At 51.5% G+C, this 13,769-nt stretch carries 12 protein-coding genes; 4 read left to right on the top strand and 8 right to left on the bottom strand.

The window, feature by feature from the left end:
• Positions 1–69: 69 nt before the first annotated feature.
• The gene (locus RHH27_RS00060; protein ID WP_310742749.1) at positions 70–3,723 is read left to right on the top strand and encodes a right-handed parallel beta-helix repeat-containing protein; all 3,654 of its coding nucleotides are present in this window, start codon (positions 70–72) and stop codon (positions 3,721–3,723) included.
• Here RHH27_RS00060 and RHH27_RS00055 read toward each other — a convergent pair.
• A complete protein-coding gene (locus RHH27_RS00055; protein ID WP_302678513.1) occupies positions 3,720–3,986 on the bottom strand; it encodes an Asr1405/Asl0597 family protein in 267 nt (88 codons plus the stop codon). The genes RHH27_RS00060 and RHH27_RS00055 overlap by 4 nt on opposite strands.
• 105 nt (positions 3,987–4,091) lie before the next feature.
• Here RHH27_RS00055 and RHH27_RS00050 point away from each other — a divergent pair, with 105 nt between their 5' ends.
• Complete coding sequence (locus RHH27_RS00050; protein WP_206200536.1) at positions 4,092–4,622, top strand: Dps family protein; 531 nt, start codon at positions 4,092–4,094, stop codon at positions 4,620–4,622.
• Between the two features lie 136 nt (positions 4,623–4,758).
• Here RHH27_RS00050 and lipA read toward each other — a convergent pair whose 3' ends face one another.
• The 5 genes from lipA to RHH27_RS00025 form a co-directional block, all read right to left on the bottom strand.
• Complete coding sequence (lipA, locus tag RHH27_RS00045; protein ID WP_302678512.1) at positions 4,759–5,655, bottom strand: lipoyl synthase; 897 nt, start codon at positions 5,653–5,655, stop codon at positions 4,759–4,761.
• A gap of 2 nt (positions 5,656–5,657) precedes the next feature.
• Positions 5,658–6,662: a permease gene (locus RHH27_RS00040; RefSeq protein ID WP_206200535.1), complete on the bottom strand. Its 1,005-nt coding sequence runs from the start codon at positions 6,660–6,662 to the stop codon at positions 5,658–5,660.
• 16 nt (positions 6,663–6,678) lie between these two features.
• Positions 6,679–7,824, bottom strand: coding sequence for a sugar phosphate nucleotidyltransferase (locus tag RHH27_RS00035; protein WP_206200534.1), 1,146 nt, complete (start codon positions 7,822–7,824; stop codon positions 6,679–6,681).
• A 167-nt stretch (positions 7,825–7,991) separates the two neighbouring features.
• The gene (locus RHH27_RS00030) at positions 7,992–8,696 is read right to left on the bottom strand and encodes a helix-turn-helix domain-containing protein (protein ID WP_206200533.1); all 705 of its coding nucleotides are present in this window, start codon (positions 8,694–8,696) and stop codon (positions 7,992–7,994) included.
• Between the two features lie 95 nt (positions 8,697–8,791).
• Complete coding sequence (locus RHH27_RS00025; RefSeq protein WP_302678511.1) at positions 8,792–9,826, bottom strand: PstS family phosphate ABC transporter substrate-binding protein; 1,035 nt, start codon at positions 9,824–9,826, stop codon at positions 8,792–8,794.
• Positions 9,827–9,981: 155 nt separating this feature from the next.
• On the opposite strand from RHH27_RS00025, the gene RHH27_RS00020 reads away from it, so the two are divergent.
• Complete coding sequence (locus RHH27_RS00020) at positions 9,982–11,163, top strand: aldo/keto reductase (protein WP_206201545.1); 1,182 nt, start codon at positions 9,982–9,984, stop codon at positions 11,161–11,163.
• A gap of 99 nt (positions 11,164–11,262) precedes the next feature.
• Positions 11,263–11,652 carry a hypothetical protein gene (locus RHH27_RS00015; protein ID WP_302678510.1) on the top strand — a complete coding sequence of 130 codons (390 nt, stop codon included), beginning with the start codon at positions 11,263–11,265 and terminating at the stop codon, positions 11,650–11,652.
• On the opposite strand, the gene ispD is transcribed toward RHH27_RS00015, so the two are convergent.
• The gene (ispD, locus tag RHH27_RS00010; protein ID WP_302678509.1) at positions 11,649–12,356 is read right to left on the bottom strand and encodes a 2-C-methyl-D-erythritol 4-phosphate cytidylyltransferase; all 708 of its coding nucleotides are present in this window, start codon (positions 12,354–12,356) and stop codon (positions 11,649–11,651) included. The genes RHH27_RS00015 and ispD overlap by 4 nt on opposite strands.
• Before the next feature lie 51 nt (positions 12,357–12,407).
• Positions 12,408–13,769 (bottom strand): chromosomal replication initiator protein DnaA, encoded by a 1,362-nt coding sequence (gene dnaA, locus RHH27_RS00005; protein ID WP_206200529.1) that lies wholly within the window; start codon positions 13,767–13,769, stop codon positions 12,408–12,410.

The following is a 13,769-nucleotide window of genomic DNA, read 5'->3' as shown; positions in this document are numbered from 1 at the left end:
TGCCGAATTGTGTGTTGAGGAGTGTATATGCGTTCTTGGGGGAAGCTTCTAGGAAGCTGCCTAGTTGGCTTGGGCATCATTTTGGGATTGAACAATGCAGCCGTTGGCCAGTCATCAGCAGAGGAAATGTTAGGGCCTCGAATCCAGCCCCGTGGAACGATTCGCTTCAATAGTGAAGGCGCTGGTTTTGATCACTACCTCAGTGCAGAAACATTTATTCCGTTCTTTCAACAGCAGGGTGCTAGCGTCGGCTTCTTTGAAGGCAAACTCCTCATGGCCACGCCCAATACAGCCTTGGGGTACAATTTGACCCTTGGCTACCGTGCCCTGACAGGCAATCAGAAATTTGCCCTTGGTGGCTACCTATCCTACGATTTTCGCAACACGGGAGATGCAGGTTTTAACCAGCTTGGGCTTGGTCTGGAACTCTTGGGAGATGTTGATGTCCGTATAAACGGCTATATCCCCCTAGGGACTCGGCAAGTCCTTCTCAATCAAGCAGTGGGTTCAATCGGCACCATTCAAAACAACCAGATTCTTCTTGATCGCGATCGCCTTTTCCAAGAAGCGCTGACGGGTTTTGACTTTGAAGTAGGAACCCGATTGGTTCCATTAGGTAAAGACTATCTGCGGGGTTACGCAGGTTTATACTACTACAGCGGTGAGAGTATTGCTGATTTTGTTGGCGTCCGTGCCCGTTTAGCTACCCGCCCTATTGAGTACCTCAGCCTCAGTGCAACAGTGCAAAATGATGATCGCTTTGGCACGAAAGCTTGGTTTGGAATTGGGGTTTCTTTTCCCGGTGTCGCAGGTAGTCGCCGCCGTGCTCCAGAACAGGGTCAAAATGTAGCAGCCCGTCTAGGTGAATCTCCAGAGCGTCTCAGCTTTATTACCGTTGATAACGAACTGGTTCAGGATCAAATTGCAGCAATTAATCCTGCCATAGGTCAACCCTATCGAGTTTTTACAGTTGATACTGGAGCAGGTAGCGCTGCCCGTATTAATGATTTACCCCTTGCTCAAAATGACATTGTCTTGGTTGGTGTTGCCGATACGGATGGCAATACCGCAGGTCAAGGCATTATTAATCTCCAAGATGGAGTTCAACTGCTTTCAGCAACTGTGAATCGACAACTTCCTAGTACACTTGGAACGATTACTATTCCTGCGCTCACACCGATTAACCAACAGCCTATTATAGCTGCCACTATTGTTTTAGCTAAGAATAATACAATTGATGGCTTCAATATTACACCGCCTGCCGGCCAACCTGCGATTATTGGTAATAACGTCAATCCACCGCGTATTCTCAACAATCAAATTACAACCATCAATGCCAACGGCATCAGTATAACGAATAGTACTGGTGTACAAATTACCAATAATCAAATTACGAGTACCAATGGCAGTGGCATCATTTTAGTCAATGCTGAATCCCCTGTGGTTCGCAATAATACCGTTACAATTACGAGCACAACTGCCCCTGCCTTTAACCGCCGTGGCATCAGCATTACTGAAAGCACCAACGCAACGATTGAAAATAACACTGTTAATGGTGGTATTGGTGAGGGCATTGGCCTAGATAATGCCCTTGGAAATGTAACTATTCGCGGCAACACTGTCCGTAATGTTGGCCAAACAGCAACAGATACTAACCTCGAAGCTAGCATCTTCATTCGCAACAATCGTGGCAACGCCAACATTACCATCGAAGATAACGTGACTGAAAACAACTTGACGCCAGGTAATCGTGTGGATGGAATTGAATTTAACCTCTGCCGTGGCGATAGCTTTGCTGTGGCTGACCGTTTCAGTGACAATCAGTTTGCGAACTGTGCGGCTCCCGCGAGTGCAACTGTTATCGTTCGGAACAATCAGATTCGCAACATTGGTACAGGTACCGACGGCAGTGATGGCATTGACTTCAATATTAGCGATGGTGCCAACCTCACAGCCGTTCTAGAAAATAACGTGGTTAACAATATTTCTGATGCGGGGATGACGTTTGATATTGTCAGCAGTGCGGCTCCAATTGCACCTCCTAGCGCAAACATTACAATTCGCAACAATGAGATACGCAACATCCTCAATGATGATGCCATCACCCTAGAGTCGAATAGTGCGGGACAGGTGGTACTAAACATTGAAAATAATGTGATCCAAAATATTGGCAATGGTAATGACGGCATTGACATTGAGTTCACAACAACGGCTGCAAGTCCAACCCCTGCACAAGTCAGAATTGTGGGGAATCAACTGAATAACATTAGCGATCGCGGGATTGAAGTGGACACCACTAATAATGCTCGCTTAGCAATTGAAATCAGCAACAACACCTTAACCAATACAGGCGAAGCAATTCGCTTACGTGGTCAAAATAACTCTGTATTGACGCCTACGGTTAACAACAATACCATCACCGTTACAAATGCCGCAGGTATTATCTTGCAAAATGTACAATCCCCTGTGGTTCGCAATAATACCGTTACAATTACGAGCACAACTGCCCCTGCCTTTAACCGCCGTGGCATCAGTATTACTGAAAGCACCAACGCAACGATTGAAAATAACACTGTTAATGGTGGTATTGGTGAGGGCATTGGCCTAGATAATGCCCTTGGAAATGTAACTATTCGCGGCAACACTGTCCGTAATGTTGGCCAAACAGCAACAGATACTAACCTCGAAGCTAGCATCTTCATTCGCAACAATCGTGGCAACGCCAACATTACCATCGAAGATAACGTGACTGAAAACAACTTGACGCCAGGTAATCGTGTGGATGGAATTGAATTTAACCTCTGCCGTGGCGATAGCTTTGCTGTGGCTGACCGTTTCAGTGACAATCAGTTTGCGAACTGTGCGGCTCCCGCGAGTGCAACTGTTATCGTTCGGAACAATCAGATTCGCAACATTGGTACAGGTACCGACGGCAGTGATGGCATTGACTTCAATATTGGCGATGGTGCCAACCTCACAGCCGTTCTAGAAAATAACGTGGTTAACAATATTTCTGATGCGGGGATGACGTTTGATATTGTCAGCAGTGCGGCTCCAATTGCACCTCCCAGCGCAAACATCATAATTCGCAACAATGAGATACGCAACATCCTCAATGATGATGCCATCACGCTAGAGTCCAACAGTGCAGGACAAGTGGTACTAAACATTGAAAATAATGTAATCCAAAATATTGGCAATGGTAATGACGGCATTGACATTGAGTTCACCACGAATGCTGCCAATCCAACACCGGCACGGGTCAGAATTGTTGGCAATCAGCTTTCTGGTGTCAGCGATCGCGGGATAGAAATCGATACCACTAACAATGCTAGCTTGCAACTTGAGGTTAGCAATAACAGTATCCAAGCAACAGCTGGTGGTGAAGCAGTGCGACTGCGTGCTCAGAATACTTCTCGCCTCAATGCCACAGTCAACAATAACACCCTCACTCAAGGGAATCCTGCCACGCGAAGTTTAGAGCTGCGGGCTGATAATAATGCAACACTGTGTGCAAACGTATTTAGTAACGTCGAAACAAGTGGTGCAGGTTTCCGCTTACGACCCCAGAATGCTCCTGTCATCTTCCGTGTTGTTAATGCTCTTAGTCTCACCCCGAACAATGGTGGTGTAGTCATCAACACAACTGGAGCAGGAACAGTTACCAATATCACGCCTGCCATATTCAGTGCTGCACCACCCGCTGGTTGTACATTCCCCTAGGACTCAGCAGGATTGTGATACTCACTCAAGGTGGTCAAAGAGTACTGCCAACAGTTTTCGAGCCAGTCTATCAAGGTCTCGCGAGGGGCAGAGACTTGGCGCACCACTGACCACACCTGTAAGGCAGCTAAGGGGGAGTTGACCTCGACCCTCAGGGGTTGATAGGGAGCATAGTCACAGGGCACCTCTAGATCAATCAACCGTTGGTAGATTGGCCAGCGTAATTGCCACTGAACTGCAATAAGGTGGGGGTTTATAGACATTCAATAAGCACTCCACTATTGAAAATGTACAGAAAGGTAGTTTAGGATCGGGCTGTCAGAGCTAAGTTGGTTAGCTCACTAGTGTCCGCAAAGGAGCATCGTGCTATGACGACCAGTGCATTGCCGCGCCAAGCCTTTGGCGAGATGAAAGATACAGTTGTACTGCTGGAGAAAGCCACCACCACGCCCATCTGTGAGGGGATGAATCGCCTCTTGGCCAGTTTTCAAGCCCTGTATTTGCAGTACCAAAAGCATCATTTTGTGGTTGAGGGGGCAGAATTTTATCCACTGCATCAGTTTTTCCAAGACTGCTATGAACAGGTGCAAGGTCACGTCCATGACTTGGGTGAACGTCTGAATGGTCTGGGGGGCGTGCCTGTGGCCGGTTTTCAACAGTTGGCCACGCTCTGCTGCTTTACCCCTGAACCGGAGGGGGCTTTTAATTGCCGCCAAATGCTCACTAATGATTTGCAGGCCGAACAGGCAATCATTGGTGTTCTGCGGCAACAGGCTACCCAAGCAGAGAGTTTGGGCGATCGCGCCACTGCCTACCTCTATGACCAAATCCTGCTGCAAACGGAGGAGCGTGCCTACCACATTGGTCATTTCTTGGCCAACGACAGCCTGAAGGCGTAGTCTTTCGCAATTTAGGTTAACGAACCTTAATGCAAGATCACGGTTGTCCATAAAACGCCCCCACCCAAGGGGGTTTTTTAATGCAGATTTTTCCTATTGCTTAGCCTAGCTTAGTTGCGATTAAATTGCAATAAATTTATCCGAGGAGGTTTGTTGCAGGACGCTGGCGGGGATACTGTTGCATCAGGGCACGCACCTGCTCGGCGTGGTAGGAACTACGGGTGAGGGGAGAGGAGACCACCTGCAAAAAGCCCATGGATTCGCCAAGCTGCCGCCATGCTTCAAATTGCTCTGGTGGAATAAAATCCTGCACGGGTAAGTGTTTCGGACTCGGCTGCAGATACTGGCCAATCGTGAGAATGTCGCAGCCCACTTGACGCAGATCCGCCATCACTGCCGCCACTTCCTCAGGGGTTTCTCCCAAACCCACCATCATGCCTGACTTTGAGTAGATCCAAGGGGCGCGATCGCGCACCCGTTGCAGCAGTTCCAGACTGCGCTGATAGTTGCCTTGGGGACGCACCCGCCGATAGAGACGGGGCACGGTTTCGGTGTTGTGGTTCAGCACTTCGGGACTGGCGGCGAGAATTTGATCTAAGGCCTGCCAATTGCCACAGAGATCGGGAATGAGCACTTCAATGGTTGTTTGGGGCGATCGCGCCCGCACAGCCTGAATCGTGGCCACAAACTGAGAGGCACCACCATCAGCCAAGTCATCCCGATTTACCGAGGTAATGACAACATGATTGAGCCGCATTCGCACCACTGCTTCCGCCAGTCGCTGGGGTTCAGTGGCATCCAAGGGCAGTGGCTTTTTCGCAAAATCAATATCGCAGTAAGGACAAGCGCGGGTGCAAGCTGGCCCCATCATTAAAAATGTCGCCGTTCCCTCATGGAAACATTCACCAATATTGGGGCAAGAGGCCTCTTCGCAAACGGTATTGAGGTTTAAGTCCCGCAACAGTTCCTTGACGGAACCGACCCGCTGCCACTGGGGTGCTTTGACCCGTAACCACTCTGGCTTAACAACCACGGCTAACTCCACTGCAAATTCAAAAACAAACAAAGGGAAAACGTCAATTGTGCCACCAACAGAAAGAGGTAAATTAGAGCACGGGGGCGAAAAATCGTCAGCAGTAATCCCAGCCCCTTGAGATCCACCATCGGTCCGAGGACAAGAAAAGCGAGAATTGACCCCGGCGTAAACGTGGCAGCAAAGGCAAGGGCAAAAAAGGCATCAACCGTCGAGCAAATGGAAATCACTGTGCCCAAGATCATCATTGCCACAATCGAGATCACCGGCCCTTGGCCAAGGCTGAGAATGAGTTCGCGGGGAGCCGCCACCTGAATAAGAGTCGCCACTAGGCTACCGAGGACTAAAATTCCCCCCAATTCGCGAAATTCCTGCACCACATTCTCCAGGACTTGGGGCAGACGCTGCTGCCAAGGCATCGTTGCAGTCGGTGGCGCAAGCGTGAGAGTTTCCATGGCAAGGGGTTGGCCGGGGGTTCCCAACAGGTAGGTGCCTGACTGGAGCAAGGCCGGTATAGTGGCTGCTTGAGGCTGGGGACGACGCATGAGACTGGTGACGGTGGGCTGCAAAAAGGGGGTTAGATCCTTTTGGAAACTAAAAACCCAGCCAATAATGGTGGCGATCGCCAGTGAGAAGAGGACACGAAAGACGACAATTTCCGGTTGATCACGAAAGGCCGTCCACGTTGCCCAAATCACAATCGGGTTGATTGTCGGTGCTGCCAACAAAAAACCAATGGCCACGGATGTAGGCAGTCCTTGCACCAATAATCGCCGCGCCACCGGCACATTGCCACACTCACACACTGGAAAAAGAAAGCCAATGCAACTGCCGACCAAGGCTCCCAGCAGGGGCGATCGCGGCAAGCGACGAATGAGCGCCTGCTCATCTACAAATAGCAGCAGCACGCTAGAGAGCAAAATGCCCAGCAGCAGAAACGGCACTGCCTCCACCAGTAGGCTCAGAAAAAGGGTAAAACCGCTTTGCAACTGATTCGCAAATGTCATGGGTGTATAGCGGGGTCTAGGACACAATCTCCTTCAACTCGAGGGGACTCGGCTGAATATCCGTTTGCCGTGAATCGGTAATTAGCCAATCGAGGGCAGCGGCCTTGAGATCAATCGTTGTCCCTGTTTTGTCAACACAGTAGCGGCCAAAGACCAGCTTATCCACAAGACGCACATCCGAACCAAGGCGGGAATACTCAAAAATCACACAGTTATCGACGACAGCACCACTGCAAATGTGGCAATTGGGGCCAATCATCGTCGGCCCAATAATCGTTGCCCCATCTTCAATCTTGGTCATGCCGCCAATGTATACAGGGCCTTGAATTGTGACTTTATCCCAGTTGACCGCCACATTCAGCCCGGTATAAATGCCGGGGAACTGCTCATGGCCGGGAATCGAGACATTTTTAATTGTGCCCTCAAGAACGCCGCGCACCGCTTGCCAGTAATCGGGGACTTTACCAATATCAATCCATTCAAAGTCCATTGCTAGGCCATAGAAGGGGGCACCCATTTCCACCAATTTAGGGAACAGCTGGCTGCCAATGTCGTATTCCTGGTTGGAGGGAATGTAGTCGAGAATTTCTGGCTCAAAAATATAAATTCCCGTGTTGATATTGTTGCTCAGGGCTTCTTCAACGCTAGGTTTTTCTTGAAAAGCGATAATGCGATCGCTCTTATCGGTGACGACGACGCCATAGCTAGAGACATCCTCTTTGGGGACTGTTTTCATAATCACGGTAGCGATCGCCCCCTTTTGGCGATGCCAAGCCACCGCTGCCGTCAAATCCAAGTCAATGAGGGCATCCCCACACAGCACCACAAAGGTGTCATCAAAAAAGGGGTGAAAATCTTGAATTCGCTTGATCCCCCCCGCAGAGCCTAGGGCTTTGCCCACGAGTTCGCCATCCTTGATATAGCCCTCAAAGGAGTAGGCAATCTCTACACCAAAGCGTTGGCCATCCTGAAAATAGCTTTCAATTTCGTGGGCTAGGTGACTAACGTTCACCATAATTTCAGTAAACCCATGCTGCCGCAAAAGTTCTACCAAAAACTCCATCACCGGTTTTTGCAAAATTGGGATCATTGGCTTCGGAATGGTGTATGTAATCGGGCGTACCCGCGTGCCTTTTCCAGCCGCCAAGATCATTGCTTTCATATCGGTTTTACCTAATCTACCAACACTGAAAGGGAGACACCCCCACTCGTGATAACAGCCCTTTTCACAAGGTACGCAAGACTCTGGAAAGAGCCAAAGCTATGGTTGATCACTACTCCTTGAGGAACCCCACGTTTTAGAAAAGGGCTGTCCCCCCCTAGCTTACCTCAATCCAGGGCATACACTCGTCCATGGTAGAGCAAGCGGGTAATCCCTTTGGACTGAAGATAGCTGCGCACTTTCCGCAGCATTTCGCCGTCGGGTACCTTAACAACGGTCTTGCGCCACTGGACATCACTGGCCTTATAGAGGCGTTGATTTTGCTGGGAATAGCGTAGAGCCACGGGGCGGCTATCGAAAATGGGTAGGGTACTTTGTTGCGCTTCCTCACTAGAGAGGGCACCTAAACCGCGAAAGGCTTCTAGGGGACGGGTGAGCAGTTCCGCCCGCCGATCCACAACAACATAACAAGGACGGGGCAGCACTGCTTCTGCAAGGGGAATGACCTCCACCGACTGCACCACTTCTACATCGGCGAGATCCGGTAAGGGAATATCCCCCTCAAGTTCCTCGTCATCGTCATCTTCGAGATCGTCATCCTCTGCATCACTGTAGTCATCCTCATCGAGGACAACGGCCTCTGCCGTCTCTACATCTTCTAAATCCTCTTCCTCTGGCATGTCATCCGTTGCAGCCACCGCCAATAGGGGAGCTTCAGGGGCAGCCGCTTCTTCTTCCATTTGTTTGATCACACGCCGAATGGTGTTTTCACTCACACCAAATTCCGCTGCTAGAGCTTTGATCGTTTGTCCGGCGGTGTACTGTTGAAAGACACGCTGGCGTTCGCTGTCACTGAGTCGCTTGTAGGTCATGGATTCAGATTAAGAAGCAGGTGGCCAGATCTATTATCTGGGGTGGCGGTGCCAGAATATTGATTTCAGCCAAAACCCTGTTCAGTGGGCGATCGCTAGCGCAGGCGCACAAATCCTGCCTTTTCAATGGCGGCTTGCCCTTGATCCGTGAGCAAGAGTGCAGCGTAGGCACGTCCTGCTTGGGCATCGAGGCTATTGTCCTCCTTGGTAATGACAAATAGGCGGCGGGTGATGGGATACGTCCCCTCTTGAAATGCACGCTGATTCAGTTGGTTGCGCTGTTGGGGACACTGCTCAGGGGGAACATAGGGGTCTTGATAGGGAGGCACGTACTCATTGGCTTGGCGGCCGAGGGGAAGCGGGTGGATGCTGCACTGACCCACGACCTCCGGCGCAGAGGCATAATAAATACCCCCCAGTGTCGCGGCGACGCGCCGTAGGCCATCGGTGGTATCGCGAACCATGACCACATTGCGACCAAAAGGCTGCTTCCCTAGCACTTCCTGAATAAAGTATTCAACGGTACCACCATCTTCCGGACGGCGAGAGAAGGGGGTAATCTTTTGGTTGGGGCCGCCCACCTGCTGCCAATTGGTTACTTTGCCGGTGTAAATATCCACCACTTGTTGCACCGTCAGTCCGGGAATTTCTAGCCTCGGATTGACAGCGATCGCCAGCCCATCAATAGCAACAGGAATGGCAGTTAATTTAATACCCTGAGCCGCTGCCTTGGCTAGCTCTTCGTCCTTGAGGGGACGGGAAGATTGCGAGAAAGACAGTTGATGATTCAGTAACATGCGGATCCCACTGCCCGACCCCGGCGTTCCTGTGGGCGGATCCACATAGCGCAGTTGAAAATTGGGCCAAGCCGCTTGCAGCAGCGGATCCACATCGCGGCGAATGGGTGCCCAAGTGGTGCTACCGCCATAATTAAAAAGACCACTGGGGACATTCTTGACTTGGGTAAACGTGGATTGACCCTTGGTTCCGAGATTGAGACCACCATTGCCAATGATTTCGCCGTTATTGATGAGGCGAAGCACCAGCCCTGCACCAATGCCCAAAAGGCCGAGGGTGGCCAGCAAGGAAAGGAGTAGAGGCAGGAGAGAATTACTTTTCCCTTGGAACATACAAAATAATTGCTGTCATTTTTTTCCAGCCTAGCCCAAACCAAGGGATGTTGGGGATACTCTCTTCAGTGCCGCTGCCTCAGCCCCTCATGCCCCCGTTAGCGCAGGATCGGGAATTTCGCGACAATGATGAAGAAACGTTTATTGAGTTGACTATGCGCTACCGTCGCTTTGGTCGCACCCAATTACCAATGCCCGTCTTTTCCTGTGGCGGCATGCGCTATCAGTTTTCATGGCAGGATGTCAGCCCGAGTACGATTCCAGAAGAAAATCAACGCAATTTAGAGGCGACGATTTGCCGAGCCGTCGAGCTAGGCATTAATCATATTGAAACCGCCCGTGGCTATGGCACCTCAGAAGTGCAGTTGGGCAAAATTCTGCCGCGGCTGCCTCGCGAAAAGCTGATCGTGCAAACCAAAGTGGGGCCGCGACCCACCGCCAAGGAATTTCGGGCAACCTTGGAAACTTCGCTGCGTAATCTGCGGCTGGACTACATCGATTTGCTGGCGATTCATGGCCTTAATTTGCCAGAGCATCTGGAACAGGTGCTGCGACCGGGGGGATGCCTAGAGGTGGCACGGGACTGGCAAGCGGCAGGAAAGATCCGCTTCATTGGCTTTTCTACCCACGGCAGTCTGGAGGTGATCCGCCGGGCGATCGCCAGCGATGCCTTTGACTACGTCAATCTGCACTGGTACTACATCAATCAGCAGAATTGGCCCGCCATCCTCGATGCCCAAGCGCGGGATATGGGCGTCTTTATCATTAGCCCTGCGGATAAGGGGGGGATGCTCTACAAACCACCCCAACGCCTAGTGGAACTGTGTGCCCCCTTAAGCCCAATGGTCTTTAACGATCTGTTTTGCCTCTCCCATCCCCAAGTGCATACCCTGAGTGTCGGTGCTGCTCGCCCCAGTGATTTTGATGAGCATCTCAAGGTGCTCGATCTGTTGGATCGGGCCGATGAAATTTTGCCGCCGATCTTGGCGCGACTGGAGCAAGCCGCCATTGAGCGGTTGGGGGAAGACTGGTACCACACTTGGCATCAGGGATTGCCCGACTATCGCCACACCCCCGGTGAGGTGAATATCCCCACCATTCTCTGGCTGTGGAATCTGGTGCAGGCCTACGATTTGCTGGACTATGCGCGGATGCGCTATAACTTGCTTGGCAACGGCGGCCACTGGTTTCCTGGAGCCAATGCAGCCCAAGTCAAGCACTTGGATTTAGACCCCTGTTTGCAAAAGAGTCCCCATCGGCAGAAGATTCCAAGGATTTTGCAGGCAGCCCATGATCTGCTCAGTGGCACGCCGCAGCAGCGATTATCTCAATCTTGAGGATAGGGGGGTTCCCCCAGCAAATCGCGGACAATTCCCCTAGGCGATCGCTCTAGGTGCCACCGACAATAAAAGTATCAAGGGTAAGAGGTCAACACCATGGATTTCATCTATCACCTCAGCAATGCCAGCCTTACCCTGCGGGTTGTGCAATTCTTGCATGAATACGCCAAGCTACCAATACAGTTTGTTACAGTCATTCATCAAGTGGATGGGTGGGTGATTCGCATTAAAATGCATTCGCCCCTCTCCAACGAACAAGCAGGGAATTTCCGCGCCTTCTTGAACGAATTGGGATTCCCCTACACACCGGGGATTTCGCTGAAAATGGCACTGTGGGCACTGGAAACCGGACAGTCAATGGTGGAGGTGATGCGCCGTTATCAAGTGGCGATTGTTTCCCACGGCTACCCCAACTACGATGACATCGAAGCGTTTCGCAAGCAGTTCATTCAAGGCTTGGGCTACTGTCCCGAAACCTTGGCCTAGGGCATCGTGTCCCCTTGGCCTTGCTCCCGGCGATGCTGCAAGATTCGTTCTGCAAGGGGGAGATCGCTGGGAGTGGTGATCTTGAGATTGGTTTCTTCGCCCAAGACAATATGTACGGCATAGCCTAGGCGTTCAAAGAGGGCAGCATCATCTGTAACTTCCCAGCCTTTGACCACCGCCATTTCATGGGCAATACGCAAGGGTTCGACGCGAAAGCCTTGGGGAGTTTGAGCCGCCCACAGGGAGTCCCGCTCTGGGGTTTGGACAACAACCCCTTCATGGTTGACGATTTTAATCGTATCTTTGACCGGCACGGCGGCAATGAGTCCGGCATAGGTCTCTAGGGCTTGGGCACAGCGGTTGATCAGATCGGGGGTGGCAAGGCAGCGGGCACCATCGTGGATCAGCACCTGCTCAGCCCTTTCGGGAAGTGCCTGTAACCCATTAAAAACGGAGGCTTGACGGGTCTCACCCCCTTCGATGAGCTGGACGGGCTGCCGTAGGTTCAAGTCCCCAAGGAGTGCTTCCCAAGTGGGAAAATCCTCTGGCTGGCCAATAACGCCAATCCATTCAATCGCTTCCGCAGCAGCCACCGCTGCCAATGTCCATGCCAACAGGGGTTTACCCAAGAGTTGCAAGCGCAGTTTATTGTGGCCTGCCCCCATGCGTTTACCCATGCCGGCGGCGGGAATGAGGATGTGCATTCATACCCCTTTCAAGACTGTTTTTATCTTGGCATAGGAAGGCTCTGCGCACTATGGCTCTGTGGGACGGCTGGCCAAGTTAATGCGATCGCTGAGTTGTCGCAGCAGGCTGCCCATTTCTGGATCGGTACGTTGCAGTTCGGCCACCTTGTCACAGCTATACATGACGGTGGTGTGATCCTTGCCGCCAAACTCTTCACCAATTTTCGGCAGACTCAAGCCCGTGTATTGGCGCATCAGATACATACCCACTTGACGCGCCATGCTAATTTCGCGACGGCGGGAGTTGCCCTTGAGATCACTAATAGACACATTCAGGGCTTCAGAGACCACATTCAGGATCACCTCTGGGGAGGTCTCAATTTTGCGGATGGCTGGACTCAGAACGGGGGCAATATTTTCCACCGTCATCGGCAACCCAGAAATGGAAATGTAGGCCACCGCTCGAATCAGTGCCCCCTCTAGTTCCCGAATATTGGAAGTGTAGCTGGCGGCAATATACTCAATCACATCGCGGGGCAGGCGGATATTTTCGTACTCCGCTTTTTTCTGGAGAATGGCCATGCGGGTTTCCAAGTCCGGGGGTTGAATATCGGCGATCAGCCCCATGGAAAAGCGGGAGCAGAGGCGCTCTTGCAGGCGGGGAATTTGACTGGGGGGACGATCGCTGGCCAAAACCACCTGCTTACCGGCCTCGTGCAGTGTATTGAAGGTGTGAAAAAACTCCTCTTGGGTGTATTCCTTGCCCTCAATAAATTGAATATCATCCACGAGCATGACATCCACCGCCCGATAGTGCTCGCGAAAGCTCTGCATACTGTCTTTGCGGATGGCGGCAATCAAATCATTCGTAAACTGCTCGGTCGAGACATAGAAAATCTTGGCATTGGGATCAATTTCCAAGCGATAGTGACCGATCGCCTGCATGAGATGGGTCTTGCCCAAGCCAACGCCGCCACAGAGAAAGAGAGGATTAAACTCCCGCCCCGGTGATTCCGCCACTGCCAAGCAGGCCGCATGGGCCATGCGATTATTGGGGCCAACGACATAGCGGGAAAAGACATACTTGGGATTCAGTTCACTGCCGCGATGACGAGCGGGCGGGGTGGTAGCCTCTACTTCAGCACGACTGGTGGGGCGAATGCTGGTGTCATGCTCTGCCCCTTGGGCGATCGCCAGCTCAATCTCCACCGCCTCACCGACAATTTCCCGTGCCACATCGGCAATGGTTTTCAAATAGTACTTTTGCAGCCAATTGCGGGCAAAGGGATTGGGGGTGCAAATCGTCAGGGTCTGGCCATCAAAGGACTGCACCGTTGCTGTCTTAATCCAAGTTTCAAACGTCGGGCGACTGAGCAACAGTTGCAACCGCTCCAAAATTTGGTGCCAGAGATCTTCGGCAGAGCTAATCAC

This window comes from Thermosynechococcus sp. PP555 (genome assembly GCF_031583225.1).
Lineage (GTDB): Bacteria > Cyanobacteriota > Cyanobacteriia > Thermosynechococcales > Thermosynechococcaceae > Thermosynechococcus.
This window is presented reverse-complemented; position numbering and strand designations above follow the sequence as displayed.